Origin of the sequence: Kocuria sp. ICS0012 (assembly GCF_001665945.1) — a bacterium.
In the GTDB taxonomy this organism is placed as follows: Bacteria; Actinomycetota; Actinomycetes; order Actinomycetales; family Micrococcaceae; genus Kocuria; species Kocuria marina.
Window position 1 is genome coordinate 61,335 of the sequence record NZ_LZMM01000024.1, and the last position, 25,594, is coordinate 86,928.

The window sequence follows — 25,594 nt, forward strand, 5'->3', positions numbered from 1 at the left end:
CCCGGTCACTCCCCCAGGCCCAGGGCCTCACGCACCACGCGCATGCCCGCGGTGTGCCCGGCCACGAACGCCTCCGCGGACGAGTCGATCCGCGGTGTCCTGCCCGAGGCCGCCCGGGCGAGCTTGAACTGCAGGGCCTTGGCGGCGCCGGCGGCGGCGTCGAACTGCTCGGCGGCCTCGATCAGCTGCTCCGCGTCCAAGTCGCTCGGCCACTCCTGCGCACCGCGGGACAGGTACCGGCACGCGTGGGCGGCGAGCCCGGACGTGAGACCGGCCTGGCGCGTCGTCGCGAACGAGTACTGGTGGAAGTACTCCATGCCCCGCTCGGCGAGCACCGGGACGTGCTCCCGGATCGCGGCCACGAGCCGGTCGGCCGGATCGGGGTGCGCGGTATTGCCCGTCCCGGCGTCCGGGGCGCGGCGCAGGTGCCCCCGCGCGATCTCGACGGCGCGCTGCCACAGCGCCTCGGGCGCCAGGGACCGGATGCCGTCCAGTCGCACGAGTTCCACGTACGGGTACGGGACCCACCCGGAACCCACACCCGTGCCCAGCGCGTTGTCGAGGTCCTCCCCGTGCAGCACGTGGACACCGTCGTTGTGCAGGTAGACGAGTTCCCCCGCGACCGGATCCAGGCGCAACGGCACGATGGACGTCTTGGTATGGGCCCGCCCGTAGGACACGCCCTCGGTATCCGGGAGGTGATAAGCGTCCACCTCCACGATCAGGGCGTCCCCGCGGGACATCACCAGCTGCACGTGTTCGGCCAGGGGCCGCCACGTGTCGTACTCCCCCACCGTGAGGCCGTAGAGCGTCTCAAGGTCCTCCTGCCGGGGCTTGAGGAACTCCCACTGGTCCCCCAGGAAGTCCGCGCTGAACGCGGCCCCGAGCATGGGCAGCGGGTCCAACCCGAGGGTCGCGGTGAGACCGATCCACACGTCCATGTAGCAGTTCGTGGGTGACCACGGTTCCGCCGGGTCGTGCAGGACGGAGCGCGGTGCGTTCGCCACGGTGAGCGACTCGCACCCGCGCACGGCCAGGACCTCGTGGCCGAAGGGCTCCCGCACGGACGCGGTACCCGCCGACCCACCGTGGTTCACGGTCACGGCGGTCATGGCAACCCCAGTTCCTGACGCACGGTCGCGGGCCACGCGGCGGTGTCGAAACCGTGGCGCATGGCCAGGGCCAGGGCCACCCGCTCCAGACCGAAGCCGAAGCACGCGGAGTGGGCCACGGCGCCGTCGGCGGTGTGCAGGTGGAAGCTCTCCCCGAAGTGGTCCTCGTGCAGGTTCGCGGAGGCGATCGCGGTGGGATGCCCCGGGTAGACCTCCGTGAGGATCTCGAACTTCAACTGCGCCTCGCGCTGACCCGCGCTGAGCAGGCGCCCCGCGCGGCCGAAGAACGGGTCGTTGGCGGTGTCCGCCTGGACCTCGAGCCCCAGGGAGCTCAGCAGGTTGGTCCCCGCCTCGAGCCACTTCTCGCGGTGCTCCCGGGCCTCCTGCGGCGTGCCCAGGCACACCGCCTCGAACATCCGGAAGGTCACGAAACGCATGGGGTCCGGGCTGGGCTCGTGGCGGTAGCACTCGCCCACGAGCTCGAACACCGAGCCGTCCACCTGCGAGCCCTCGAGGTACGCGTACAAGGGGTGGCACACCGCGGGGACCAGCGCGTGGCCGGCCGGGGTGAGCTGGGCGGACCAGTCACCGTGCTCCTCGTACGTGGCGAGCAGCTCACGGTGAGCCTTGTTGTCGCCCTCGAACGCGGAGATGGTCCCGAGCAGTTGTGGGAAGGACGCGACGTAGTCCGTGCGCTCGAGCAACCGGGTCCCGTTGACCGGTGGGAAGCGCAACCGGCGCGTGCCGGCGTCCGGGGACAGCCGCGCCGCGACCTTGCGGGCCGCGGCGGCGATGCCCTGCACGACGTCCTCGGCCTGCGGACCGAGCCCGGTCACGCCGTCCCCGAGGGTGGGCAGGAACCAGCCGTGGGCCTCGAGGCCCCCGCGGAAGGTGTCCTGCAGCTGGGAGAGGTCCTGTGTGGTGTCCGTGGCGCTCATCGTTGCCCCCTGGAAACGAGTTGGAGTGTGGCGGTGTGGAGCAGGATGCGGTCGTTGTTGACCATGACCGAGGGCCCGATGCTGTCCCGGTACAACCGGGCCAGGCTCACGGGCGAACGATTGGCGAAAGCGGTGATGCCCACGATCACCATGGCGTCCCCCACGATCCGGCGCACTGCTTCCGCGCCCGAGACCTTGAGGGTGTTCATGGCGATCGCGAACTGCATGGACTCGGTCACGGCCGGATCGTCCCACGCGGCCTCGTAGCGGGCCACGCTCGCGCGCACCACGTCCGTCATGGACTGCAGCTGCACCTCGAGTTCCGCGAGCCGCAGCGCGGACGGCGGTGTGGTCCCCGGGGTCTTGCGCGCGGCCTTCTGCACCACGGACCGGGCGGTGAGCCCGGCCTGGGTAGCCATGCCCAACCACGCGGAGGCCCACAGGCAGTGGGCCGCCGGGAGCATGGTCTGCGCGGAGATCGTCTCGAACAGCACCGTGAACATGGCGTCCGCGGGCGTGGTGGCGTCCAGCTCGAAGGACTCGGAGCACGTGCCCCGCATCCCCAGGGCGTCCCAGCCACGCTGGCGGTCCAGCTGCAGGTTCTCGGCCTCGACCACCAACAGCACCTGGTCGCTCGACGCCGCGTCCTCGCTGCGCCGCGCGGTCACCAGGATCGCATCCGCGTACGCACCGTAGGAGATCACGGGGCAGCTCTTGTGCAGGGCCACCCGGCCGTCCTCGATCGGGCGCACGGCGCACGTGGAATTGCGGGTGTCCCCGCCGATCTGGGCCTCGGTCGTGGCGGAGGCCAACAACAGCCCCTCGGCGGCCACACGGCGGGTGTAGCCCCGCAGGAAGTCGGTGTCCGCGTGGCGGGTGAGGCACAGCACCTGGGAGTGGTGCATGGCCAGGATCATGGCCGTGGAGGTGCACTCCCGACCCACGCGCTCGAGCATCCGGCACAGCTCGGTGATGCTGTAGCCCAGCCCGCCGTCCGCCTCCGGGATCGGCGCGGCCAACAGGCCCTGGGCGCGGGCCTCCTCGATGGCCTCCCGCGGGAACCGGGACTCCGAGTCCACCGCGTCCGCGAACTCGCGCGCCACGGCGGCCACGGCCTCCGCGCGCGCGGCGACCCGCTCGGCCCGGTCGGTGTCCTCGGCACCCCGCTGCGGGGTGTCGGTCAGTACCGCATGATCAGTCATTGTTGATCGCCTCCACGGCCTCGGTGATGGAGTTGATGGACGTGAACGTGGCCTTGGTCAGGCGCTCCTCGGGGAACTCGATGTCGAACTCGTCCTCCAGGCCCAGCATCACGTTCACGGACGCGTGGGAGGTCATGCCTGCGCGGTACAGGTCCGCATCCGCGGCGATCGTCCCGGCGTCCTCGGACAGCTTCCCGTGCTGGCCCAGCACGGAGCGGACGGTGGTCTCGATGGCGGTGGAATCCATGGGGTGAACCTCTTTCGGTTGATGTGGTGGTTTTCGATGTCCGCGCCCCGGGTACCGGTCGGCGCGGTGGTCTGGCCTCCGGTCAGGGCTGGGGTGAGCGGATGGCCAGGGCCACGGCCATCGCGAAGCCTCCGTCGTGGGACGTGCTCACGCTCCACGCCCCGAGTCCGGCGCCGCGGGCCAGGCGGGCGGCCGTGCCCCGCAGTTCCACGCGAGGGGCACCGTGGGCGTCCGCGCGGATCATGATTTGGGGCCAGGCCACGGCGTCGTCGGCGCTCGGGCGCAAGACCTTCAGCACGGCCTCCTTGGCCGCGAAGCGCCCCGCCACGGACTCCGCCGCGAGCGGGCGTCCGTCCGGACGCGTGAGGTCGGCGATCTCCTCGGGCGCGAACAGTGCCCGCAGGTACCGCTGCCCGCGCTGCGCGAGCGCTTCGGCCACGGGCGCGACCTCCTGCAGGTCGCAGCCCACGCGGGGTACGCCGACGACGCCGTCCCCTGCCTCGGTCCCGCGTGTCACGGTCACGGGCGCGCTCGTCATGACGAGCTCCGTGAGGTCACGTCCTCGAATGCCGAGGGCACCGACGGCTGGGGCGAGGTGCGCTTCACGCCCACCCGATCGGCCCAGCGCCCGAGGGCGACCGTGGCCGCGGGGGTCCAGCACGGGAACTCGTGGCCGCCGTTGCACTGGCCCGCCTGGCCGTACTCGGTGTACTGGTAATCCACTCCCTGTGACTCGAGCTCGCGCGCCATGGTCACCGTGGTGTCCTTCAGAGCGGGTTCGATGTCCCCCTCCTGGCCGTTGCCCCGGCCGGCGAAGAGTTGCACGTGGACACTCTTGAGCTCCCCGCTCCGGACCGCGGGATCGTTCGCACGCCACTGTTCCTCGGTCGTGACCGAGCCGTTGCCGAACACCGAATCGGTGCGGCCCGTGGCCTCCTGGGATCCCGTGGCGATCGTCTGCTTGGCCTCATCCGAGGACAGGTCCAGCAACCCGGACAGGCTCACGGCCTCCCCGAAGAGATCGGGACGTTGCTCGGCGTAGCGCATGGCGCCGTACCCGCCCATCGAGTTGCCGATGATCACGCGGTGCTCGCGGTCCGCCCTGGTGGACAGGTGCTGATCCACCCACGGCACCACCTGGTCCAGGTGGAATGTCTCCCAGTTCTGCGTGAGTTCCTCCTGGGACGCCCAGTCCGAGTACCAGCCCACCTTGCCCCCGCTCACGATGACAGTGATCACGGGCAGACCCTGGGTGAGCTGCTCGGCCTGACCCGCCTCGTACCACTGCAGGGCAGGGGCCTCCGTGGCACCGCTGCCCGGGAGGAGATACACCACCGGGTACTTCTTCGCGGGGTCGTAGTCCTGCGGGGTGATCACCACCACCGAGTTGCGCCCGCCCGGGGCCTCGGCAGAGACCTGGTCCGTGCTCACCGCGAGTTCCGCGGCCCGCTCCGAGAGCCCCCGCGCACCCGTCACGGTGATCCCGTGGGACGGTTGCGTGAGTTGCTGCGGGTCCGCGAAACCCACCCGGGACAGCGCGGCGTCGTCGAAACCCAGGCTCTCACCGGAGGAGGACGGCGCGTGGTCGCCGGACCCGCCGGCCGCGCAGCCGCTCAGCAGCACGGCCGTGAGGGCGCACCCGGCGAGCGCGCGGGCGCTGCGTGTTCTCAGACGGCGCACGGGACGACCTCCTCGGCGGGTGAGGGGCTCAGGCCCAGGGCGGCGTCCACGATCTCGAGGGCCGTGAGGCGTGAGGCGTGGGCCTGGAGGGAGTGGTCCAGGGCGGGCACGTGGGCCACCCTGATCCGGCGGCCCTGGCGCTGCAACCGGGCCAGACCCTCCTCCCCGCGTTCCTGCTGGAAGAGCAGACCGTCCTCCGGCCCGAAGTAGAACGTGACCTCGGCGCCCCGGGACGCGTACTCCATGACCACCTCGGGAACGTTGGGGATGTTGCGCCGGCCCAGCACGAGCCACGCGATGTACGGCATGCGGCGGCGCACCCGGTCCTTGGCGCGCGTGCGCCAGCTCGTGGTGACCTCCACGTCGCTCATGGTGCGCAGCTGTTCCAGCACGGCGTCCACGTCCCAGTTGCGATAGAGCTTGTCGTAGTAGCTCTCCGCCGCGCGCCACGCCACGTTGTTGAGCACCACGCGGGTGGTCATGGCGCTCGTGGGCGGGGCCATGGCGACCAGCCAGCCGCCCACGCACAGCCCCACCCCGGTGACTTTTTCCCCGGTGCGCTCGGCCAGCCACGCGGCACCCAGGTCCAGGTCCGCCACGCCCTGCCCCGTGTAAGGGTTGATGTCCTTGACCTCGTCCAGGCCAGCGGCGTCACCGCAGTGGTGACGCTCGATGCGCAGCGCGGGGACACCGCGCGCGGCGAGTCGGCGTGCCTGCACGGTCCACAGTCCCGTGGGCCCGTCCTTGGGGTCCGCGGACGGCGGTGCGAGCACCACCGCGCCGGCCCCGGTGCCGTCGCGGCCCACGGGGTGGGTGTAGGAGGCCGGCAAGTGGTCCGGGCCCAGCTCCAGCAGGTCCTCCTGGACCTCCGCGCCGAACTCCGCCACATGGAAGCACGCGGTCGTCGTGGGACGCCAGCCGCTCACGTCCACCCAGTCCTCCCTGTGGGACGTGGTGGGGACGGAATCGTCCAGTCGACCCACGAGGGCGGCGATCGCCTCCGGGCTCGCCTTCGCGTAGATCGCGGCCACGCCGTATAACTTCTTGGCGATGCGCCGGTCCTCCTCGCGCACCATGATCAGACCCGGGGTCTTGATCTTGCGGGGATCCGGTAGGGCGCGGATGGCCGCGGCTTCGGCGTCGGTGAAGTGTGCGCCGCCGATCTCCACGCCATCGGGGACCTCGGGCGGCAGGATCAACCCGCTCGTGCGCCGCAGGCCCGTGTACTGGCGCATGTAGACGGCGCCCGAGACCGGTTCCCACAGCACGCGCCGATCGAACGGCAGGGGTGAGGTCGCGAGCACACCCGCACCGATGCGCAGCCCGATCCCGTGCACGGGCAGAGCAGGTCCTACGAGCTCCCGCGCGGCACGGTGGGCCACCGCAAGGTCCTCGTGCCACACCTCGAGCGGGTTGCTCAGGGCCGGACGCGCACCGGATTCGGAGGTCCCGCTCCACGCCAGGCGGATCACGAGCCACCCGGATTCCGCGGCGCGCGCGGCCACGAGGCGCATGCTGCGGTGACTCACGACCTCCTCGCGCGCCAAGGCCGGCGCCACGATCACGGCGCCGCGCACACGATCGTCCGCGGGGCCGTGGACCCACGCGTGGATGGTGTGGTCGTGGTCCGTCAAGAAAGTTGCCTGCCCGGCAATACGCATGAAATCTCCCCCAGTTCTGCTCCGGTGCGCCTCAGCCGCGCCCCTTCGCACGTCCCCCGTGGCGATGGGGTGCCCTCTCGAAGACCGGGCCCCACCCCGAAGTGCGGATCGATGCCCCGAACTCCGCGTCGCTTCGGCGTTCCCCGCGGGAGTCGTGCATGTTTGCACTCATAAAGCATAGCCAGGGAGACGCCGGTCGTGACCGAGATTACCGTCCCCTAATGTGTGGTTTTACATCAAGATCACTGTTTTTCGCGCTCCCACCTGAGGCGATACCGACGTGTACCTATATGAGCCCACACAGAATTGTCACCACTGTGGTGTTAGGTGCTTGTGCACACGATTATGATGGCAAACGTCGGGACACGCGGGATTCGTGTTTCGGCGACATTCACCGCTCCCGGTGGGACAGCCATGAGGCATCGCTGCACCACGTGGCGCGGAGGCGGACTGGGGAAGTCCGCCCATTCGGGAAAAGCGGCAGCGGCTGAGCTGCTCCGCTTTTCATGGGGGAGGAGATAGCGTGGCAGCACGCGTCCTGATCATCGGACTCAACTATTCACCGGAACACACGGGCATCGCGCCGTACACCGCCGGCATGGCTCGCGCGCTGCGCGAGGAGGGATGGGACGCCCGGGTCATCACGGGTCTCCCGCACTACCCGCAGTGGCGCGTCCACGAAGGGTATTCGCACCGCCGCGCCGCGCACGAGGAGATCGACGGCGTACCCGTCCTGCGCGTGCCGCACCCCGTTCCCCACGACGCCGGACAGCTGCACCGGCTGGGAATGGAGATCGTCTTCGGTCTGCGTGCCGCGACCGCCGCGTGGGGCGATCCCGACGCCGTCGTGGTCGTGAGCCCCGCCCTGTTCTCGTCCGCGATCGTGCGGGTGCGCGCCGCGCTGAGCCGCACGCCGGTAATCGCGTGGGTGCAGGACATCTACACCGCCGGGCTCACCGAGACCGGCGCGGCGAGCGGACCCGTGGCGCGCGTCATGCGCGGTATCGAGAGCACCTTCCTGCGCTCGTGCCAGGGGGTGGTCGTGATCCACGACCGCTTCTCGGACTACCTGCGCCGCGAGATGGCCGTGCCCGCGCGCCGGATCAGCACCGTGCGCAACTGGACCCACATCTCCCAGACCCCCTCGGTGGACACCGACGAACTACGGCGTCGTTTCGGGTGGGGCGCGGGCGACGTCGTCGTCCTGCACACGGGCAACATGGGGGCCAAACAGGACCTCGCGAACGTCGCCGCGGCCGCGGACGTGGCCGAGCGCACGGGAGCGCCGCTGCGATTCGTGCTCGTGGGCGGCGGGCACCAGCGCCCGCAGCTCGAGGAGCTGGCCCGGCGCACGCCGCGCTTCGAGGTCCTGCCCGGGGTCGACGACGAGACCTACGCCGGACTGCTGCGCGCCGCGGACGTCCTGCTGGTCAACGAACGACCAGGGCTCAAGGAGATGTGCGTCCCGAGCAAGCTCACGAGCTACTTCACCGCTGGCCGTCCCGTGCTCGCGGCCGTCGAGGCCGAGAGCCCGTCCGCCGCCGAGCTCGACGCCGCGGACGCGGGCATCCGTGTGGCGCCCGGGGATCCCGAGGCACTCGTGGCGGGCGCCCTGCAACTGCACGAGGAGTGGATCGCGACCGGCGGCGCCACGCACCGCGGCGGACGCCGCTACGTGCGCGACGTGCTCAGCGCCGGCGCCGCGGTCCGCGCCTTCAGCACCGCGCTGCGCGCACTGCTACCCACCGAGACCACCGCGCCTGCGGCGGCACTGCATTCCTGATCGGCCGGGACACCCGTCCCGACGTACCACGTCACACAGGGGAGACCACTCATGACCAAGAAAGCACTCATCACCGGCATCACCGGGCAGGACGGTTCCTACCTCGCGGAGCTGTTGCTCGCCAAGGGCTACGAGGTCCACGGCCTGATCCGCCGCGCGTCCACGTTCAACACGTCCCGCATCGACCACCTGTACCAGGACCCGCACGACCCGCAGGCGCGGTTGTTCCTGCACTACGGCGATCTTTCCGACGCCGCCCGTCTGGTCACGCTGCTGGGCGAGATAGACCCGGATGAGGTCTACAACCTCGCGGCCCAGTCGCACGTGCGCGTGTCCTTCGACGAGCCCGAGCACACGGGTGACACCACGGGCCTCGGCACGGTCCGTCTGCTCGAGGCCGTGCGCCGCGCCGGGGTGAAGTGCCGCTTCTACCAGGCCTCCACGTCCGAGCTGTTCGGGGCCACTCCCCCGCCGCAGAACGAGGACACCCCGTTCTACCCGCGCTCCCCGTACGGCGCGGCCAAGATCTACTCCTACTGGATCACCAAGAACTACCGCGAGGCGTACGACATGTTCGCCGTGAACGGGATCCTCTTCAACCACGAGTCCCCGCGCCGCGGCGAGACGTTCGTGACGCGCAAGATCACGCGTGCCGTGGCCGCGATCGCGGCGGGCAAGCAGGACCTGCTCTACATGGGCAACCTGGACGCCGTGCGCGACTGGGGCTACGCGGCGGAGTACGTGGAGGGCATGTGGCGCATGCTCCAGGTGGACGAACCGGAGGACTTCGTGCTAGCCACGGGCCGCCCGTCCACGGTGCGCGAGTTCCTGGAGACCGCGTTCGAGCACGCTGGGCTGGACTGGGAGAAGCACGTCCGCTTCGACGACCGTTACCTGCGCCCCACCGAGGTGGACGCGCTCATCGGTGACCCGTCCAAGGCCGAGCAGAAGCTCGGGTGGAAGGCCACGGTGCACGCCCCGGAGCTCGCGCGGATCATGGTGGACGCGGACCGCGCTGCCCTGGAGTGCGCCGGTTCCCCGTGGATCGACACCGTGTCCGAGCGCATCTGGACGCCGGAGCACGCGGCGTGAGCGCGGACGTGACGAACCGCCGGGACACCGCTGCCGGCCAGGAGCACTGGCCGCACACGGTGAGCGACCCGGCCGATGCCCGCACGACCGACGACGTCGCCTACACCCCCGGCGCGCTGGACCGCTCCGCGCCGTTCTACGTGGCCGGTCACCGCGGTCTCGTGGGTTCCGCCATCTGGCGTCACCTCCAGGACGAGGGTTTCGAGAACCTGATCGGTGCGAGCTCCCATGAGCTGGACCTGCGGGACCGTGCGGCCGTGGAGGCGTTCATAGCCGAGCACAGGCCGCGCTACCTCGTGCTCGCGGCGGCCAAGGTGGGCGGGATCGGCGCGAACAATTCCCAGCCCGTGGACTTCCTGTCCGACAACCTGCGGATCCAGCTCAACATCCTGGACGCCGCGCGCACCGCCGGCGTGGAACGCGTGCTGTTCCTGGGTTCCTCCTGCATCTACCCCAAACTCGCGGAACAACCGCTGCGCGAGGACTCGCTGCTCACGGGGTACCTGGAGCCCACCAACGACGCCTACGCGATCGCCAAGATCGCCGGCATCCTGCACGTGCAGTCGATGCGACGCCAGTACGGGCTGCCGTGGATCTCTGCGATGCCCACCAACCTCTACGGCCCCGGGGACAACTTCTCCCCGTCCGGCTCCCACGTGCTGCCCGCCATGATCCGCCGCTACGACGAGGCCGTGCGTGCCGGTGACACCGAGATCACCAACTGGGGTTCGGGTTCACCGCGGCGCGAGTTCCTGCACGTGTCGGACCTGGCCACGGCGTGCCTGTACCTCATGGAGCATTACGACGGGCCCCAGCAGGTCAACGTGGGCACCGGCGAGGACGTGACCATCAAGGAACTCGCCGGCCTCGTGGCCTCGGCCACCGGGTACGAGGGCACCACCTCGTGGGACACCTCCAAGCCGGACGGGACGCCCCGCAAGCTTATGGACGTCTCCCTGTTGCGCTCGCTGGGCTGGTCCGCCTCGATCGACCTGCCCACCGGGCTCGACGACGCCGTGGCCTGGTACCGCGCGAATCGCGAGCAGGCGCGGGGCGTCTGAGCGACCGGATGCCCCACGCGATGCGGGCCATCTCCGCTGCCCCGCGGGGATGGCCGCGGCGTGCCGACCGCAAATAGCATGGGAGCCCGGCGTTCAGAGCCGAGCGCCCTGCTCGAGAAGGCGGCCATGAACATCCACGCCTACGTGGTCGATCACGTCGATGCGCCGTTCCGGTGGGAAGAACTCACCGTGGACGAGCCGGGTCCCGGTGAGGCTGTGGTTAAGATCGTGGCCACGGGCCTGTGCCACACGGACCTGAACACCTAAGCGGGCAACATGCCGCTGCCTCTGCCCGGAGTGCTGGGCCACGAGGGTGCCGGAATCGTCACGAAGATCGGCGCGGGCGTGGAGAACGTGGCCGTGGACGAGTCCGTTCCCCTGGAACTCGCGGGCCCCCTCGCGTGCGGTATCACCACCGGGGCGGGAGCCGTGCTCAACACCGCGAATCCCGGCCCGGGTGAATCCGTGGTGGTCTACGGTGTGGGTGCCGTGGGGCTCGGGGCCATCAGGGCTGCCCGCAATTCGGCCGCGGCCACGATCATCGCGGTGGACCTGCATGACTCCCGCCTGGAGCTCGCCCAGCGCTACGGGGCCACGCACGTGATCACCTCCGGGAAGGAGGACTCGCTGGAACGGATCCGGGAGATCACCGGAGGGGCAGCGGACTACGCCATCGAATGCACCGGTGTGATCGCCGTGCTCGAGGAGGCCATCGAGGCGGTGCTCACGCTCGAGGGAGCACCCCCCGCCGCGCCGTGGGGCGCCACGCGTCCACGCCCACGACCAGGCCGAGGATCGCGATCACCAGCAGCAGCGAGGCCGTCACGTCCGTGAGCCAGTGGTACCCCAGGTAGAGCCGACTGAACGCGACCACCCCGATCAGCACCACCCCCGCCGCGGCCACCCACCATCGGGTGAGCGGGGAGCGGGAGGGGCGCGGGGTCGTCGTACCCGTTGCGGCCTCAAAGGACGACGCCGCCGCGGGACCCGCCGCCGGTGACCGCGGGCTCGTCGAGGCGCCCGCGCAGGAAGGTGGACCGGCCGGTCGCCGGGGTCGAGGTGGTCATGGCGTCATGCTGCGTCCGCAGACCGGGAACGGGTTGTGCGTTGGCCCTACGCCACCAGGAGCCAGCAGCCCGCCAGCCCGATGGTCGAGAGGACCGCAGCCACCAGGAACGACCGCCACGGCGCACTGCGTCCCACCAGGACGTATGCGACGAGGACCACGGCGAACTCACGGATGACCAGCAGCGTGGCCGCGAGGTGCAGGTCGAACGACGCGACCCATGCGATCAGCGCACCGAAGACCACGCCGATCACCGGACCCACGAACGTCTTCCAGGCCGCACCGGTGCGCACGAGCAGCACGGAGGCCGCCCAGGACAGTACTACGGGGAAGGACACCATGGCGATGAACGGCACCATGGACATCGCGGGTTTCCAGTCGCCACCCAGCAGGGGCGTGAGGACCACGCTCGCCGTGAGGGCGATCAGCACGCACGCGAACGCGAGCATGAGCGCGCGCAGCAACAAATGGTCACTCGCGCTCCGGATCTCCTCCGGGGTCTCCTTGTCCGCGATCCCCACACGCACCACGTTCGCGGTGGACGCGGCCAGGGCGTCCCCCGGGGCGCGGCCCACGGCGCTGCCCGCGGTGTAGGTACCGAGGACGGCGGTGCCGGCGAACACGGCCATGAACAGTCGCTCGGCCTGGCCCTGGAACCAGGACACCAGCGCGTAGCCGGACATCGTGCCCATGTCGGAGAGGATCGAACGCTCGCCCGGCGTGGAGTGCGGCAGGGGCTGGGTGTTACGGCGCGCACGGCGCCAGCACAGCAGGGCGAACATGCCCTCCGTGACGGCCAGCTGCAGGGCCGGGCCCAGCAGCGAGTGGGTCAGCACCAGGATGGTCCCGCCCACGAGCAGACCCACGAGGGAGGCCCGCAACTGCATCCGGGCCAGGGTCCCCCACTGGTTGGTGGCCTGCAGCGTGCCCACGTACAGCAGACCCAGGGCCCCGAAACCGGGCGCGAGCGCCACGGGCAGCACCTGGAAGAACTCGCCCCAGTTCTCGAGCGTCCCGTTGTGCAGAAGGAACAGCATGAGCCCGGTAAGGATCACGAAGGCCAGGACGGGCATGATCACCCGGTAGCGGTTCATGATCTTCATGCCCCCGGGTTCGGTCAGCACGCGGATCACCGCGAACCGGGCCCCGGAGTCGATCGTGACCTGGATGGCCGTGTAGAGCAGGGTCACCACGTTGTAGATACCCACGTAGTGCGGGGACGTGAACGCGGCGAGCGTGAGGATCACGATCGCGGAGGACATCCGCGGGATCGCGCGCTCGATGAGCGACTTGATCTGGTTCAGCATGCCGGCGCCGGGATGAGCGTGGCGTTCCTCCACAACTGTCGGCGCATATAGGGCCGGGTCCGTGGCCGGGCTCGCTCTACTACGTCCTCGAGCTGCGCCCGCGTGGCCACGGGGTGCATGGTCCCTCCCCCGTTGTCCATCAGCCAAGACATCCCCAAGGCCTCCACCCAGGCGCGATAGGCGCGATCGACCTGGGGATCGTCCTTGACCCGCCGTAGGTAGTCTGGGGCGCCGGAGATCTGGTTCGCACTGATCCGATACGCGATCACCGCGGTGGCCGTCTTGTGGATCGTGGACCCATTGAGTAGCGCATCGACCCATAGAACGTAGTCCTCCGCAGCCGAGGGCGTGGCGTACGCGTTGGCGTCCAGAAGTGTCTGCCGCCGGGCCAACAGACTCGGGTGGAACAACGGATTCGTGAACGGCAACAGAAGCCCCACCTCCTTGCTCGTGAGCGACCCCAGGTATGAGGGTCGAGGGACGGCGCGATGGCCGAACCGGATGCCGCTGCCGCACACGATGTCCGCGTGCTGCATGGCCGCGAGCTCAACACGGAACCGCCACGGCAAACACACGTCGTCGGCGTCCATCTTCGCCACGAGTTCGCTGTCCGTCGTCTCCAGGGCGTGACGCATGCATGCCACGGTGCCCCGATTGACCGGGTTGGCACGCACGACGACGCGGCGGTCCGTCACGCGGCGTGCCGCGCGTTCGGTCTCGCCGTCCGGGCCGTCCACGGCCACCACCAACTCCGCGTCCCGCGGCATGGCCCGCAGCGTGGAACGCATGGCGCTCTCCACGGTGGCGCCCGCCCGATAGGCGGGCATGATGACAGTAAGCCTGGGCAAAGTGGTCCACTCCCCGTTGATGAAGCCCCGGGAACGCGGAGGTCGCCCCTCCACACCCGTTGAGCTGATTTATTTGTGAACTGCCGGTGTCCGCGGTGAAAGCTCCGTGGCCGGTGAAGATCTTATTCCCGCGGGCGGTGATTTCGTATCACCACGGCCGAAGATGCGTTCAACGATCCACAACCCCCACAGTGGCAGGATCGACAACGTCAAGAACACCTCGAGGGACTCCAGCTGCCCCACGATGCCCTGGAAGACGAGCGTGGATCCTACGGTGGCCAACAACAACCGATTGGTTTCACTCCGGCTGCGACTGTAGGCATCGGAGACCATGGCAGACACCAGCCCCAACACGAAGTAGCCGACGATCGCACCGAGCAGGCCGAAATTCAGGATCATTTCTGCGCTGAGCCCCGGAACCACGTAAATCTGGTCTTCCCCACCCAACAAGTCGTATCCCGAGACCTGCACCATGGACCGGAAAGGATTCTCCGCCGGGATACCCGCGAAATGCAGAAGCGCAAGCGGGACGTTGAGCAGGGCGCTCAACAGGGTCTCACCGTGGAGCGCCCCGTGGAACTGGACGTGGTTCTCGGCCCAGGCGGCCATGGAGAACCGCCCCCATTGCCAATCCACGAACGACCACGGGTCCGTGGTGGCACCTACGCGCCGGGCCGTGGTCGCGATGATAAACCCCACGAACACGGTCACGCCCACCACGATCAGCGGCCACCGCAGGACGTTGATCCGGGGCAGCATCAGAGCCAGCAGAGGAAATGCCACGTAGGCGATCTCGGAACGCCCACCGTTCCACGTGGCGCTGACGCCCAATGCGGCCAACCCGGCCACCAGGATGATGGTGTTCCACACCGCTGGGCCGGGCACACGCTTCCGGCTCGCGAGCGCCAAGACCAGGATCGTAATGCCCCACGGCAGCCAACCCGCCAGGAATGCGTAGCGGGCATTGCCGCCGTCCACGGAAATGATCCGCCCGCCGGTCTGGTCGGTCGTGGCGCCCATCACTCGCACGAGTCCCACGGCGCCCGCTGCTACGAGTACGAGAGCCAGGCCCCCCATGCTGACCCGGTGATGGGATACGAAGGAATACAACTGTTCGGGTATCAGAGGGCGCCGGGGAACCTGTCGGGGACCACGGTGTGCGGCCAGGATCCGCGGCCGCGGGATCGTCAGCCCCGCCCAGAGGGCACACATGCCCAAGAAGGTCGACCAGGCGGCCGTGGTCAAGCCGGATGTAGCACCTGCGGGAGTACCGGACATGGCCTCGTAGAATCCGCGGTCCCTGGACCACCCCAATACATGGGCGAATCCGGACAGGACGTTGGCCACGAGGAAGTTGATCACGAGCCACATCCGCAGGTTCAGCCCGTCCACCCGGTCCCTGGTCCAGATGTGGATGAGCGCGAGCGCACCCACGGCGGTCGTGGCCCCCAGGAGGAACACGGCCCAGCCGAAAGGAGTCATCGTGTTCATCGTGGGCTTCAGAGAACGCCGGAGTGTGCGCGCGAAGGGCGCACCTGGTTGGCCACCAATGCCACGGGCGTTTCGCGGAATCCCTGAACCGAGAACTGCAGCTGATCGGTCGAGGTCTTCCCGGGCACCGTGACCAGCAGGACCTCATCCGCCAGTTCGCCCAGCACCGCCGCGTCCACGGAGTCCTGCAACGGGGAACAATCGAGGACGACCACGTCGAATTCCGAACGCAACTCACCCACCAACGCAGCCATCGGTTCCGAGCACACCAGGTCACTCGGGCGCGGCGTCGGCGTACCCGCGGGTAGGAAGGTCAGCCCCATCTCGAGACGAACAGTGCTCTGGTCTGCCCCGGCCCGACGTTCCACGAGATCCGAGACACCGAGGTGATTGTGCTGGGCCAGCAAAACAGTTGCCCCGCGGTCGGAGAGGTTGGCATCCACGAGAGCCACGCGGCTGCCCAGACCGGCAAAGCTACGCGCGAGTTCCACGGCGACCGTGGTGGCACCGTCGCCCGAACGCTGACCGGTCACCACCAGTACCGCGCAGCCGGCCACATGGGGCAGGACCTCGGCATGACCTTGTTGGATGCGCGAGCGCAGCGAAGTGACGTGAGGTGACACCTCCCGCGCCGGCGCGGATTCGCCACCCGCGGGAAAGAAGCTGCGCGCGTCAGTCCTGTGCTTCAGTCGCGGAACGGACGCGACCAGCGACGCACCCGGCACACGACGCAGCTCCGTCGTGGTCCGCGGCCGCCGAACCAGACTCTCCAACACGAAGGCGAGGATCACGCCCAACAGCGCGCCGCCGACCACACCGAACAACGGATAGAGCCACGACGGCAGGCCACTGGTTTCATCCGGGAGCTGCGCCCGGCTGAGAACCGTGGCCTGAACGGCGCCTCCCCGGTTGGCGACCTCGGGGGACAGTGACCCGACCCCTCTGGTCAATTGATCCGCGACCCCGTTGGCAACCGTCTGGGCCTCCTGAGGTGAGTCCGCGGTGGCATCGACCTGGATGATGGAGGTGGCCGTCGGATTGGTGACGTCCAACATGTCCTGCAATTGCGCGACCGTCTTATCCACACCCGTGTCCTCGACGACGGGTTTGAGGATGTAGGGGGACGTCGCCACGGTCGCGTACGACTTCAGCTCTCGCGAAAGGTACGTAGCTGCCTGGTTCAACTCCGTGGCGGAGTCACTCGCGGGAATGGAGACGTAGAGGGATGACGTGGCCTTGTACGTGTCCGGAGACACCAAGGCGTAGATCCCCCCGGCCAACAAGCCCACCACGGTCAGTGTGATGACGGTTTTCCACCATTTCTTCAAAATATCGACGTAATCATGCAGCGTCATGTGCCCTCCCAGCCCCTGATCACAATGAAAGACGGTTCGTCTCGGACGCTGCCCAGCCCCCGAGCACGTCCCACCAGTCTCTTCATCGCTCCCCTGTAATGGGCCTCAGTCTAACGCGCGAAATCATGTCGATGAACACGCAGGTAGTTTCTCTGGAATTATTTTGTACCCGAATTGGGGGATAAACCTTCATCGGCAGATCTCGACAGCAATTGGAACCCGCAGGAAATGAGGGCTGCATAACTGTTCGCAGAATCAGAAACATTCCCACGACAAGTACGTTGCCCTCAGCAACGAGACAGTACGCGACCTGCGCCTTTGCGGAAAGTCTTCCCGTACGCATGCGGGCAAGGACCCCGCCCCAGGCGCCCGTCGGCGTCGAGGAGATATCGAGGACGAAGCGACGGCATTACCCCCGGTGTCTCCACTTATGGGGTCAGAAGCAGGCGGATCGACGAGCGCAGTGTGCCAAGCTTGGATCCCGTAGCCGCGCGCCCGCGGGGAGAGCGGACCGGTTGCGCGCAGAGCGCAGCCCTATTTGCGGCTCGACGACAGGGGGAGACCATGACACACACGACGAGACGCCTGGCCACCTTCACCGGCCGCGGCTACGACAAGGGCCGGGGAACGCTGCAGTGCGCCGCGTGGGCCCTCGTGGCGGAACCGCTGCAACGGTCCGTCCTGTGCCCGCCGAGCGTACGCACCCGGATCCTGCGGGCCTTCGGCGCGCAGATCGGGGAGGGCACACTGATCCGCCACGACGTGCGGATCCACTGGCCGTGGAAACTGACCGTGGGCGAGAACTCGTGGATCGGCGTGGGCGCATGGTTGCTCAATCTGGAGCCCATCACGATCGGCTCGGACGTGTGCGTGTCGCAGGGCGCCATGCTGTGCACGGGCAGCCACCGCGCGGACGACCCGGCCTTCGAGTTCGACAACGCCCCCATCACCGTGGCCGACGGCGCATGGATCGCCCTGCGAGCCACCGTCCTGCGCGGCGTCACGGTGGGCGAGGGCGCCGTCGTGGGAGCCACCGCGCTCGTCACGCGGGACGTCCCGGCCGGGGCGCGCGTGCTCGCCCCCGTGGCCACGAAGGCGTGAGCGGCATGCGGATCCTGCAGGTCGTCGCCCTGGTCTCGGGCACCAACGCGTACGGCGGGCCCACCACGGTGGCCCTCAACCAGTGCCGCGCGCTCGCCGACGCCGGACACGACGTGATCCTCGCCGCGACCGGCTCCGATCTGGGCGCGCCCCTGCCCACCGAACGCGACGGCGTGCGCACGCAGCTCTTCCGTCCCGTCCAGGCCCTGCCGGGTGCGGGTTTCGCGGGTCTCACCTCGCCGGCCATGCTGTCGTGGCTGCGCCGGGTCGCGCCGACCGCGGACGTGGTGCACGTGCACACGGCGCGTGACCTGCTGACCCTGCCGACCGCGTGGCTCGCGGAGCGCGCGGGCACCCGAACCGTCCTGCAGACCCACGGGATGATCGACCCGTCCGAGAATCCCCTCGCGGGGCCCCTGGATGCACTGCTGACCCGGCGGGTGCTGCGGGACGCGCACCGGGTCTGCTATCTCACCCCCCAGGAGGAACAGGACCTCACCGAGGTCGCCCGCGGGCCCGTGAACCTCATGGAACTGCACAATGGGATGCCCGTATCCTCGCGCCCCCGCGTGCCGCGGGAAGACGACGAGTGTCGCGTGCTGTTCCTCGCGCGTCTGCAGGAGCGCAAGCGTCCGCTCGCGTTCGTGGCCGCCGCGCGATCCCTGGCCGAGCGGTTCCCGCGCGCCACGTTCACGCTCGTGGGCCCGGATGAGGGCCAGGGGGACGCGGTGCGCGCGGCGATCGCGGCCGCGGGCCTCGGCGAGCGCCTCACGTGGGCCGGCCCGGTGGACTCCGCGGGCGCGGCGCAGTGGATGGCGGAATCGGACGTGTACGTCCTGCCCTCCGTCCACGAGCCGTACCCCATGTCGGTTCTCGAGGCCATGTCCGCGGGGCTGCCCGTGGTCGTGACGGACACGTGCGGGCTCGCGCCCACGGTCGCGCGAACGAGGTCCGGCGCGGTCGTGGACGACACCCAGCCATCCCTCGAAGATGCCCTCGCGCAGCTGATCGCCGATCCCGAGCGGCGACGGCGAGCGGGTCGGGCGGCCGCGGACACGATCGCGCGCGAGTACGGGATGCGCGCCGTCGTCGAGAAGCTGCTGGGCGCGTACCGGGACTGAGCGGACGGCGCGGTCCCGGAGGACGACGCCGTCGGGTCACCCCGCGCGCGAGCGCCGCGCTCGGGGGTGACCCGGAATGCTACGTCGTGAAACGGGGCGCCCGCGCCCCACCCCATAGGATGGACGGGTGAAGGCCTTACTGCTCGAGAACATTCATACCGACGCCGTCGACTCGCTGCGTAGCCGCGGCTTCGAGGTGGAGACCCGCAAGGGTGCCCTGGACCCGCAGGAACTGATGGCCGCGCTGGACGGCGTGGACCTGCTGGGGATCCGCTCCAAGACGCGCGTGACCCGCGAAGTGTTCGAGGCGCACCCCACCCTCAAGGCCGTGGGTGCGTTCTGCATCGGGACCAACCAGATCGATCTCACCGCCGCCACGGACACCGCCACGGCCGTGTTCAACGCGCCGTACTCCAACACGCGTTCCGTGGTGGAGCTCGCGCTGGGTGAGATCATCGCGCTGGCGCGTCACCTCACGGACAAGAACTCCGCGATGCACCAGGGCGTGTGGGACAAGTCCGCCAAGGGCTCCCACGAGGTGCGGGGCCGCACCCTGGGGATTGTGGGCTACGGCAACATCGGCAAGCAGTTGTCGGTCGTGGCGGAGGCCTTCGGAATGAACGTCTACTTCTACGACATCGTGGACCGCCTGGCCATGGGCAACGCGACCAAGTGCGATTCCCTGGAGCAACTGCTGAACACGGTGGAGACTGTGACCCTGCACGTGGACGGGCGCGAGAGCAACACCAACATGTTCGGCCGGGAGCAGTTCCGCCAGATGCGCCCCCGTTCCCTGTTCCTCAACCTGTCCCGCGGTCACGTGGTGGACATCGAGGCCCTGCGCGAGGCCCTCGTCTCCGGCCACCTGGCCGGGGCGGGCCTGGACGTCTACCCGTCCGAACCCAAGGTCGCTGGCGAGGCGTTCGAGTCCCCGCTGCAGGGGCTGCCCAATGTGATCCTCACCCCGCACGTGGGTGGTTCCACGGCGGAGGCCCAGGAGAACATCGGCGGTTTCGTCTCCGGCAAGCTCATCGACTACTGCCGCTACGGCACCACGAGCCTGTCCGTGAACTTCCCCGAGGTGCAGCTGGACCCCCACATCCACGGCACCCGGTTGCTGCACATCCACAGCAACCTGCCCGGCATGCTGGCTCGCGTGAACGCGGTGCTCGGCGAGCACGGGATCAACGTGGACCGCCAGCAGCTCGTGACCAAGGGGCAGATGGGTTACCTGGTCACGGACTGCGGCAACGGTGTCACGGAGGACGTCGTGGCGGCCGTCAAGGCCCTGCCCGAAACCATCCGGGTGGCCACGGTCAGCTGAGCCGCGCTGCCGTACGCTGGGATGACCGACCTTTTCCCCACAACGATGTGGAGACATCATGAGTCACCCGGCCGTACCCGGCGCACACCTGCAGAATATGGATCCGGACCCTCACCGCGGTGAGGAGGTGGACTTCCAGTCCCCGGGCGAGCGGGCGGAGGCGGAGAAACCCCGCACCCGCACCGTGCGCTGGATCGGCCTGGCGGGCGGTCTGTTGCTCGCGGTGCTCATCTACACCCTGATGCCGCAGGACGTCCCCCACGCCGCCCGGCTCACGGCCGCCACGGCCGTGCTCATGGGCGTGTGGTGGATGACCGAGGCCCTGCCGTTGCCCGCGACCGCCCTGGTCCCCCTGGTGGTGTTCCCCACGCTCGGCACGGACGTGAAGTTCGACGCCGTCGGGGCGTCCTACGGCAACAACGTCATCTTCCTGTTCATGGGCGGGTTCCTGCTCGCGCTCGCGATGCAGCGCTGGAACCTGCACCGGCGGATCGCCCTGCTCACCGTCAAGGTGATCGGTACCAAGCCCACACAGATGATCGCGGGATTCATGGTGGCCACGGGCTTCCTGTCCATGTGGGTGTCCAACACCGCGACCGCCGTGATGATGCTGCCGATCGGCGTGTCCGTGCTGCTGCTCGTGACCAAGATCGGTTCCGGTGCCGACACCGCGCAGGGCACTTCCGCCGCGCCCGCCCCGGAGGAGATCGACCCCCAGGACAGCGAGGTCAAGGAAGAGATCGTCAAGTCCAACTTCGGCACCGCGCTGATGCTCGGGATCGCGTACGCGGCGTCGATCGGTTCGTTGGGAACCATCATCGGCACCCCGCCCAACACCCTGATGGCCGGCTACCTCTCGGATGCGCACGACATCACGATCGGTTTCGGTCAGTGGATGCTCGTGGGCGTGCCCCTGGCCGTGGTGCTGCTCGCGCTGTGCTGGGTGCTGCTGACCAAGGTGTTGTTCAAGCCCGAGATCACCGAGATCCCCGGCGGCAAGGAACTCATCAACGACGAACTCGCCAAGCTCGGCCCTATGTCCCCGGGTGAGAAGCGTGTGCTGACCATCTTCGTGCTCGCCGCGCTGTCCTGGGTCTTCGTGCCGGTGCTCTTCGCGGATCCCATCATCTCCGACGCGGGCATCGCCATGGCCGTGGGGCTGCTGTTGTTCCTGTGCCCGGCCGGTGCGGCACCGGGCGTGCGCCTGCTGGACTGGGACTCCGCGGTCAAGTTGCCGTGGAGCGTGCTGTTGCTGTTCGGCGGTGGCCTGGCCCTCTCCGCGCAGTTCTCCACCTCCGGGCTCACCGAGTGGATCGGCGAGCGCGCCCAGGGTCTCGGCGGACTGCCCGTGGTGTTGCTCGTGCTCATCATGGCCGGCGGCATCCTGCTGCTCACCGAGCTCACGTCCAACACGGCCACCGCGGCCACGTTCCTGCCCGTGGCCGGCGGTGTGGCCATGGGGATCGGCGTGGACCCCATGCTCCTGGCGATCCCCGTGGCGCTCGCCGCCACGTGCGCGTTCATGCTGCCGGTGGCCACCCCGCCCAACGCCATCGCGTTCGGTTCCGGGTACGTGACCATCGGGCAGATGATCAAGGGCGGGATCGGGCTCAACCTGATCGCCCTGGTCCTGATCACCGCCACGACCATGACCCTGGGCGTGTGGGTGTTCAACCTGGCGTTCTGACCCGCGGTCGCCCATCCGGCGACGACGGCGCGGCGCCGCCTTAGCAGGGTGACCGCAAGCGGCGTCGTCGTTCTCCAAGGCATACGACAGCGTGCGGCGGCACCCGACCGCAGAGGAAGGACCCCCGGACCCGCATGATGCGGATCCGGGGGTCCTTCTACTACATGTGTGGTTACTTCTTCTTGGCGACCCGGCCGCGCTTGACGGCCTTGGCGGCGTCCTTCTCCGTGCGGGCGGCGGAGTTCTCCAGCACGCCGGAATCGGACTCGATGTGCGAGCGCATGAACCACTGGAAGAGCTCGAGCCCGCGGACCTGGGCGATCAGCATGTCCTCGGTGATGGGATCCACGTCGCTGATGCGGGCCAGGGCATCCCGATGGTCGGTGATGACGCCGTCGTAGACGAGGTCCAGTGCCGCGAGGTGCTCCACGCCGGAGGCGCGCTGGACGTCGTAGTCGTCCCACGTGCGCTCGGCCGCGATGGCGCCGGGCAGACCATTCGGCGACACACCCAGGGTGGCCATGCGCTCCGCGAGCTCGTCCACGTACCCGCGGACCTCCTCGATCTGCGGGTCCAGCATCTCGTGGACGGAGATGAAGTTGGGACCCACCACGTTCCAGTGGGCGTGCTTGAGGGTCAGTTGCAGGTCGTTGAGCGCGTGCAGCCGCTGCTGCAGGATCTCGGCCACACCGTGGCCCTGCTCCGTGGTGAGACCCGGAACGGTGTAGTTGGCGTTCTTCGTGGATTTCTTGGCCATGACAACCTCCTCGTGGGGCGGTGGTCCCGGGGTGGAACCACACCATGCCGTCTTATTTTGATGTATTCAGAATAACAAGGACGCGAGCATTGCACCAGGGGTCACTCGGGAGCCACCGCCCTGGGGCGTTCGTGGCCTCGGTGTGCCCGGAAGATCGGCCAGACGGCGCTCTGGTCCCGAAGCGTCTCCACGGTGCTCTGGCTCCGGAGCGCCTGTACGGTGCGGCGGCACGACACCCCGCTGACGGAACGCGAGCGGGAATCCGCGAGCCGCCCGGATGCGGGCTGTGAACTCCGCCTGAACCGACCCCTCGACCCATTCCGCCGCGGACGCCGAGCGGATCGGGGGTTTCCTGCTGAACTGGTTCCCGCCGCGCCACACCGAGAAGCTACGCCGGACCGACCGGGACACCGTGCGCATCCTGGGTGTTTACGTGCGGGGCACCGCTGCGGTGGCGGTGATCGAGATGCTCGCGATCGCGGTCGGCTGTGGTTGCTCGGTGTGCCGCTCGCGACCCCGCTGACCATGCTCATGTTCCTGGGAGCGTTCATCCCCATCGTGGGCCCCGCCCTGGCGGTACCCCCTCACGGCGGTGGCGTGATCCGTGGTCCAGTTGTGGTTGCCACGGCCCGGTCGGATTGGTGATCCAGCTCACGGGCTCTAGGGTGGAAGAAATACCTGAGACCTGGAGTATCGGATGAGTTCCTATCCCCATCTTCTGTCCCCGCTGCGCGTGGGTTCGCTGACCCTGCCCCACCGCGTGATCATGGGGTCCATGCATACCGGCCTCGAGGAGGTCCCGGGCGGTGAGCACGAGCTCGCGCGCTTCTACGTGGAACGCGTGCGCGGCGGCGCCGGGCTAATCGTCACGGGCGGGATCTCCCCCAACCCGGAGGGCGCTGCCCGCCGCGGCGGTGCGCACCTCAGCCGCGAGGACCAACTGGATCCGCACCGCACGGTCACGGACGCGGTACATGGCGAGGGCGGGCTGATCGCACTGCAGCTGATGCACAGCGGACGGTACGCGATGCACGAGGACGCCGTGGCGCCGTCGGCCATCCGCGCTCCCATCAACAAGGTCACGCCGCGCGAGCTGAGTACGGCGGAGGTCGAGCGTACGGTCGAGGACTTCGCGAACGCCGCGCACCTCGCGCAGCGCGCGGGCTACGACGGCGTGGAGATCATGGGCTCCGAGGGGTACCTGATCAACGAGTTCCTCGTGGCCCACACGAACGAGCGCACCGACCGGTACGGCGGGTCCGACGCCGCTCGCCGCCGGTTCGCCACCGAGATCGTCCGGCGCGTGCGCGAGGCCACGGGCCCGGACTTCCTCATCATGTACCGGCTCTCCGCGCTGGACCTCGTGCCGGACGCCCAGCAGTTCGCGCAGGTCCTGGAGCTCGGCCGGGAGATCGAGGCCGCGGGGGCGTCGATCATCAACACGGGGATCGGGTGGCACGAGGCCCGGATCCCCACGATCGCCACGAGCGTGCCGCCCGCGGGGTTCACATGGGTCAGCAGGGCACTGCGCGAGCACCTGAGCTTACCCGTGGCCGCGGTCAACCGGATCAACACCCCGGAAATCGGGGAAGCGGTGATCGAACGCGGGGACGCAGACCTCGTGTGCCTGGCCCGCCCGTTCCTGGCGGACCCGCAATTCGTGGCCAAGGCCCGCGCGCAGCGCCCCGCGGAGATCAACACGTGCATCGCGTGCAACCAGGCGTGCCTGGACCACACCTTCTCGGGCCGCCGCATGTCATGCCTCGTGAACCCGCGCGCGATGCGCGAGGACGAGCTGGTGCTGGGCCCCACGCGCACCGCGGAGCGGATCGCGGTGGTGGGTGCCGGACCGGCCGGGCTGGCCTTCGCGGAGGCCGCGGCGCAGCGGGGTCACCGGGTGACCCTGTTCGAGGAGCAACCGGAGTTGGGCGGCCAGTTCCAGTTGGCGCTGCGCATCCCGGGCAAGGAGGACTACGCCCACACCGTGCGCTACTTCAGCACGCGCCTGGCCGAGCTGGGGGTCACCGTGCACACGGGGCACACCGCCACCGCGCAGGACGTGGCCTTCGCGGACCGCGTGGTCGTGGCCACCGGCGTGACCCCGCGCGTCCCCGGCATCCCCGGGGAGGACGGCCCCACGGTGCTCGGGTACAAGGACGTCTTGGCCGGCGCCCCCGTGGGTGAGCGCGTGGCGGTCGTCGGCGGCGGCGGGATCGGATTCGACGTCGCGCACTTCCTCACGCACGACCCGCACTCCGACTTCTACACCGAGTGGGGAGTGGACCGCTCGCTGGAAGCGCGGGGCGGGTTGCTCGCCCCGGCGCCGTCGAAACCAAGACGGCGCGTGACCCTGCTGCAGCGCAGCGCCGGTAAGCCCGGAGCGCGACTGGGCACCACCACGGGGTGGATCCACCGCGCCGAACTGCGCATGGCGGACGTGGAGTTCGTAACCGGGGTGCAGTACGTGCGGATCGACGAACAGGGCGTGCACGTCCTGGCGCCCGCGCAGCGGGATGCGTCGCAGACCGGCGACCCGGACACCGAGGACCGGATCGAACGGATCATCCCCGCGGACACCGTGGTGCTGTGCGCGGGCCAGGAACCCCGCGCCGAGCTCGCCCGGGAACTCGCGGGAGAGAACGGGGAGCGCCCCGTGCACGTGGTGGGCGGCGCGCACGTGGCGGCGGAACTGGACGCGAAACGCGCGATCCGTGAGGCCGTGGAACTGGCCGCGTCGCTGCCCTGATACGGCGTCGCAGTC

General features: G+C 69.2%; 22 protein-coding genes and 1 pseudogene. 10 read left to right on the plus strand and 13 right to left on the minus strand.

Going from position 1 to position 25,594, the window contains the following annotated elements; all coding sequences use genetic code 11:
• Positions 1–5 precede the first annotated feature (5 nt).
• The 7 genes from A5728_RS02845 to A5728_RS02875 all read right to left on the minus strand — a co-directional run bounded on the left by A5728_RS02845 (position 6) and on the right by A5728_RS02875 (position 6,840).
• The gene (locus A5728_RS02845) at positions 6–1,112 is read right to left on the minus strand and encodes a DUF1839 family protein (protein ID WP_064845608.1); all 1,107 of its coding nucleotides are present in this window, start codon (positions 1,110–1,112) and stop codon (positions 6–8) included.
• Positions 1,109–2,050 carry a hypothetical protein gene (locus A5728_RS02850; protein WP_064845609.1) on the minus strand — a complete coding sequence of 314 codons (942 nt, stop codon included), beginning with the start codon at positions 2,048–2,050 and terminating at the stop codon, positions 1,109–1,111. Before A5728_RS02850 ends, A5728_RS02845 begins: the two co-directional genes overlap by 4 nt.
• On the minus strand, positions 2,047–3,252 hold the full coding sequence (locus tag A5728_RS02855) for an acyl-CoA dehydrogenase family protein (RefSeq protein ID WP_082943188.1): 1,206 nt from the start codon (positions 3,250–3,252) through the stop codon (positions 2,047–2,049). The genes A5728_RS02850 and A5728_RS02855 overlap by 4 nt, the downstream gene beginning before the upstream one ends.
• Positions 3,245–3,499 (minus strand): acyl carrier protein, encoded by a 255-nt coding sequence (locus A5728_RS02860; RefSeq protein ID WP_064845610.1) that lies wholly within the window; start codon positions 3,497–3,499, stop codon positions 3,245–3,247. Before A5728_RS02860 ends, A5728_RS02855 begins: the two co-directional genes overlap by 8 nt.
• Positions 3,500–3,581: 82 nt before the next feature.
• A complete protein-coding gene (locus A5728_RS02865) occupies positions 3,582–4,037 on the minus strand; it encodes a holo-ACP synthase (RefSeq protein WP_064845611.1) in 456 nt (151 codons plus the stop codon).
• The gene (locus tag A5728_RS02870; RefSeq protein ID WP_064845612.1) at positions 4,034–5,179 is read right to left on the minus strand and encodes an alpha/beta hydrolase family protein; all 1,146 of its coding nucleotides are present in this window, start codon (positions 5,177–5,179) and stop codon (positions 4,034–4,036) included. Before A5728_RS02870 ends, A5728_RS02865 begins: the two co-directional genes overlap by 4 nt.
• Complete coding sequence (locus A5728_RS02875; RefSeq protein WP_231885484.1) at positions 5,167–6,840, minus strand: hypothetical protein; 1,674 nt, start codon at positions 6,838–6,840, stop codon at positions 5,167–5,169. Before A5728_RS02875 ends, A5728_RS02870 begins: the two co-directional genes overlap by 13 nt.
• 523 nt (positions 6,841–7,363) lie before the next feature.
• Here A5728_RS02875 and A5728_RS02880 point away from each other — a divergent pair.
• From A5728_RS02880 to A5728_RS14675, 5 genes are read left to right on the plus strand one after another with little or no spacing between them, the layout of a single operon-like run.
• Entirely contained in the window at positions 7,364–8,623 is a 1,260-nt protein-coding gene (locus tag A5728_RS02880) for a glycosyltransferase family 4 protein (RefSeq protein ID WP_064845614.1), read from the plus strand.
• Positions 8,624–8,674: 51 nt separating this feature from the next.
• On the plus strand, positions 8,675–9,715 hold the full coding sequence (gmd, locus tag A5728_RS02885; protein ID WP_035964951.1) for a GDP-mannose 4,6-dehydratase: 1,041 nt from the start codon (positions 8,675–8,677) through the stop codon (positions 9,713–9,715).
• A gap of 59 nt (positions 9,716–9,774) precedes the next feature.
• Positions 9,775–10,776: a GDP-L-fucose synthase gene (locus tag A5728_RS02890; protein ID WP_064845665.1), complete on the plus strand. Its 1,002-nt coding sequence runs from the start codon at positions 9,775–9,777 to the stop codon at positions 10,774–10,776.
• Positions 10,777–10,836: 60 nt separating this feature from the next.
• Complete coding sequence (locus tag A5728_RS14405; RefSeq protein ID WP_197493074.1) at positions 10,837–11,043, plus strand: hypothetical protein; 207 nt, start codon at positions 10,837–10,839, stop codon at positions 11,041–11,043.
• Between the two features lie 9 nt (positions 11,044–11,052).
• Positions 11,053–11,610: a zinc-binding dehydrogenase gene (locus A5728_RS14675; RefSeq protein ID WP_064845615.1), complete on the plus strand. Its 558-nt coding sequence runs from the start codon at positions 11,053–11,055 to the stop codon at positions 11,608–11,610.
• On the opposite strand, the pseudogene A5728_RS15050 reads toward A5728_RS14675, so the two are convergent.
• From A5728_RS15050 to A5728_RS02915, 5 genes and pseudogenes are all read right to left on the minus strand, one after another.
• Positions 11,606–11,680: pseudogene (locus A5728_RS15050) on the minus strand (hypothetical protein); the annotation flags it as partial. The gene A5728_RS14675 and the pseudogene A5728_RS15050 overlap by 5 nt on opposite strands.
• A 209-nt stretch (positions 11,681–11,889) precedes the next feature.
• Entirely contained in the window at positions 11,890–13,149 is a 1,260-nt protein-coding gene (locus tag A5728_RS02900) for a lipopolysaccharide biosynthesis protein (protein WP_064845616.1), read from the minus strand.
• A complete protein-coding gene (locus A5728_RS02905) occupies positions 13,143–14,051 on the minus strand; it encodes a glycosyltransferase family 2 protein (protein WP_255359871.1) in 909 nt (302 codons plus the stop codon). Before A5728_RS02905 ends, A5728_RS02900 begins: the two co-directional genes overlap by 7 nt.
• Positions 14,052–14,066: 15 nt before the next feature.
• Entirely contained in the window at positions 14,067–15,479 is a 1,413-nt protein-coding gene (locus tag A5728_RS02910) for a hypothetical protein (protein ID WP_064845618.1), read from the minus strand.
• 17 nt (positions 15,480–15,496) lie between these two features.
• Positions 15,497–16,843: a polysaccharide biosynthesis tyrosine autokinase gene (locus A5728_RS02915; protein WP_064845619.1), complete on the minus strand. Its 1,347-nt coding sequence runs from the start codon at positions 16,841–16,843 to the stop codon at positions 15,497–15,499.
• 564 nt (positions 16,844–17,407) lie between these two features.
• Between A5728_RS02915 and A5728_RS02920 the strand changes: the two genes are divergently transcribed.
• The 4 genes from A5728_RS02920 (at position 17,408) to A5728_RS02935 (ending at position 22,076) form a co-directional block, all read left to right on the plus strand.
• The gene (locus A5728_RS02920; protein WP_064845620.1) at positions 17,408–17,944 is read left to right on the plus strand and encodes a DapH/DapD/GlmU-related protein; all 537 of its coding nucleotides are present in this window, start codon (positions 17,408–17,410) and stop codon (positions 17,942–17,944) included.
• Positions 17,945–17,949: 5 nt separating this feature from the next.
• Positions 17,950–19,065 carry a glycosyltransferase gene (locus tag A5728_RS02925; protein ID WP_064845621.1) on the plus strand — a complete coding sequence of 372 codons (1,116 nt, stop codon included), beginning with the start codon at positions 17,950–17,952 and terminating at the stop codon, positions 19,063–19,065.
• Between the two features lie 127 nt (positions 19,066–19,192).
• The gene (gene serA / locus A5728_RS02930) at positions 19,193–20,389 is read left to right on the plus strand and encodes a phosphoglycerate dehydrogenase (protein WP_064845622.1); all 1,197 of its coding nucleotides are present in this window, start codon (positions 19,193–19,195) and stop codon (positions 20,387–20,389) included.
• Positions 20,390–20,447: 58 nt separating this feature from the next.
• Positions 20,448–22,076 carry a DASS family sodium-coupled anion symporter gene (locus A5728_RS02935; protein ID WP_064845623.1) on the plus strand — a complete coding sequence of 543 codons (1,629 nt, stop codon included), beginning with the start codon at positions 20,448–20,450 and terminating at the stop codon, positions 22,074–22,076.
• Positions 22,077–22,248: 172 nt separating this feature from the next.
• Here A5728_RS02935 and A5728_RS02940 read toward each other — a convergent pair whose 3' ends face one another.
• A complete protein-coding gene (locus A5728_RS02940) occupies positions 22,249–22,833 on the minus strand; it encodes a Dps family protein (protein WP_035964961.1) in 585 nt (194 codons plus the stop codon).
• A gap of 697 nt (positions 22,834–23,530) precedes the next feature.
• On the opposite strand from A5728_RS02940, the gene A5728_RS02945 reads away from it, so the two are divergent.
• Entirely contained in the window at positions 23,531–25,579 is a 2,049-nt protein-coding gene (locus A5728_RS02945) for an NADPH-dependent 2,4-dienoyl-CoA reductase (RefSeq protein WP_064845624.1), read from the plus strand.
• Positions 25,580–25,594: the final 15 nt, after the last annotated feature.

Bases quoted from the DNA above. Each gene is read 5' to 3' on its own strand.
- A5728_RS02940 (WP_035964961.1), bottom strand. From the start codon at position 22,833: ATGGCCAAGAAATCCACGAAGAACGCCAACTACACCGTTCCGGGTCTC.
- A5728_RS02850 (WP_064845609.1), bottom strand. From the start codon at position 2,050: ATGAGCGCCACGGACACCACACAGGACCTCTCCCAGCTGCAGGACACC.
- A5728_RS02900 (WP_064845616.1), bottom strand. From the start codon at position 13,149: ATGCTGAACCAGATCAAGTCGCTCATCGAGCGCGCGATCCCGCGGATG.
- A5728_RS02860 (WP_064845610.1), bottom strand. From the start codon at position 3,499: ATGGATTCCACCGCCATCGAGACCACCGTCCGCTCCGTGCTGGGCCAG.
- A5728_RS02875 (WP_231885484.1), bottom strand. From the start codon at position 6,840: ATGCGTATTGCCGGGCAGGCAACTTTCTTGACGGACCACGACCACACC.
- A5728_RS02925 (WP_064845621.1), top strand. From the start codon at position 17,950: ATGCGGATCCTGCAGGTCGTCGCCCTGGTCTCGGGCACCAACGCGTAC.
- A5728_RS02920 (WP_064845620.1), top strand. From the start codon at position 17,408: ATGACACACACGACGAGACGCCTGGCCACCTTCACCGGCCGCGGCTAC.
- A5728_RS14675 (WP_064845615.1), top strand. From the start codon at position 11,053: ATGCCGCTGCCTCTGCCCGGAGTGCTGGGCCACGAGGGTGCCGGAATC.
- A5728_RS02865 (WP_064845611.1), bottom strand. From the start codon at position 4,037: ATGACGAGCGCGCCCGTGACCGTGACACGCGGGACCGAGGCAGGGGAC.
- A5728_RS02855 (WP_082943188.1), bottom strand. From the start codon at position 3,252: ATGACTGATCATGCGGTACTGACCGACACCCCGCAGCGGGGTGCCGAG.
- A5728_RS02945 (WP_064845624.1), top strand. From the start codon at position 23,531: ATGAGTTCCTATCCCCATCTTCTGTCCCCGCTGCGCGTGGGTTCGCTG.
- gmd (WP_035964951.1), top strand. From the start codon at position 8,675: ATGACCAAGAAAGCACTCATCACCGGCATCACCGGGCAGGACGGTTCC.
- A5728_RS02935 (WP_064845623.1), top strand. From the start codon at position 20,448: ATGAGTCACCCGGCCGTACCCGGCGCACACCTGCAGAATATGGATCCG.
- A5728_RS02845 (WP_064845608.1), bottom strand. From the start codon at position 1,112: ATGACCGCCGTGACCGTGAACCACGGTGGGTCGGCGGGTACCGCGTCC.
- A5728_RS02915 (WP_064845619.1), bottom strand. From the start codon at position 16,843: ATGACGCTGCATGATTACGTCGATATTTTGAAGAAATGGTGGAAAACC.
- A5728_RS02910 (WP_064845618.1), bottom strand. From the start codon at position 15,479: ATGACTCCTTTCGGCTGGGCCGTGTTCCTCCTGGGGGCCACGACCGCC.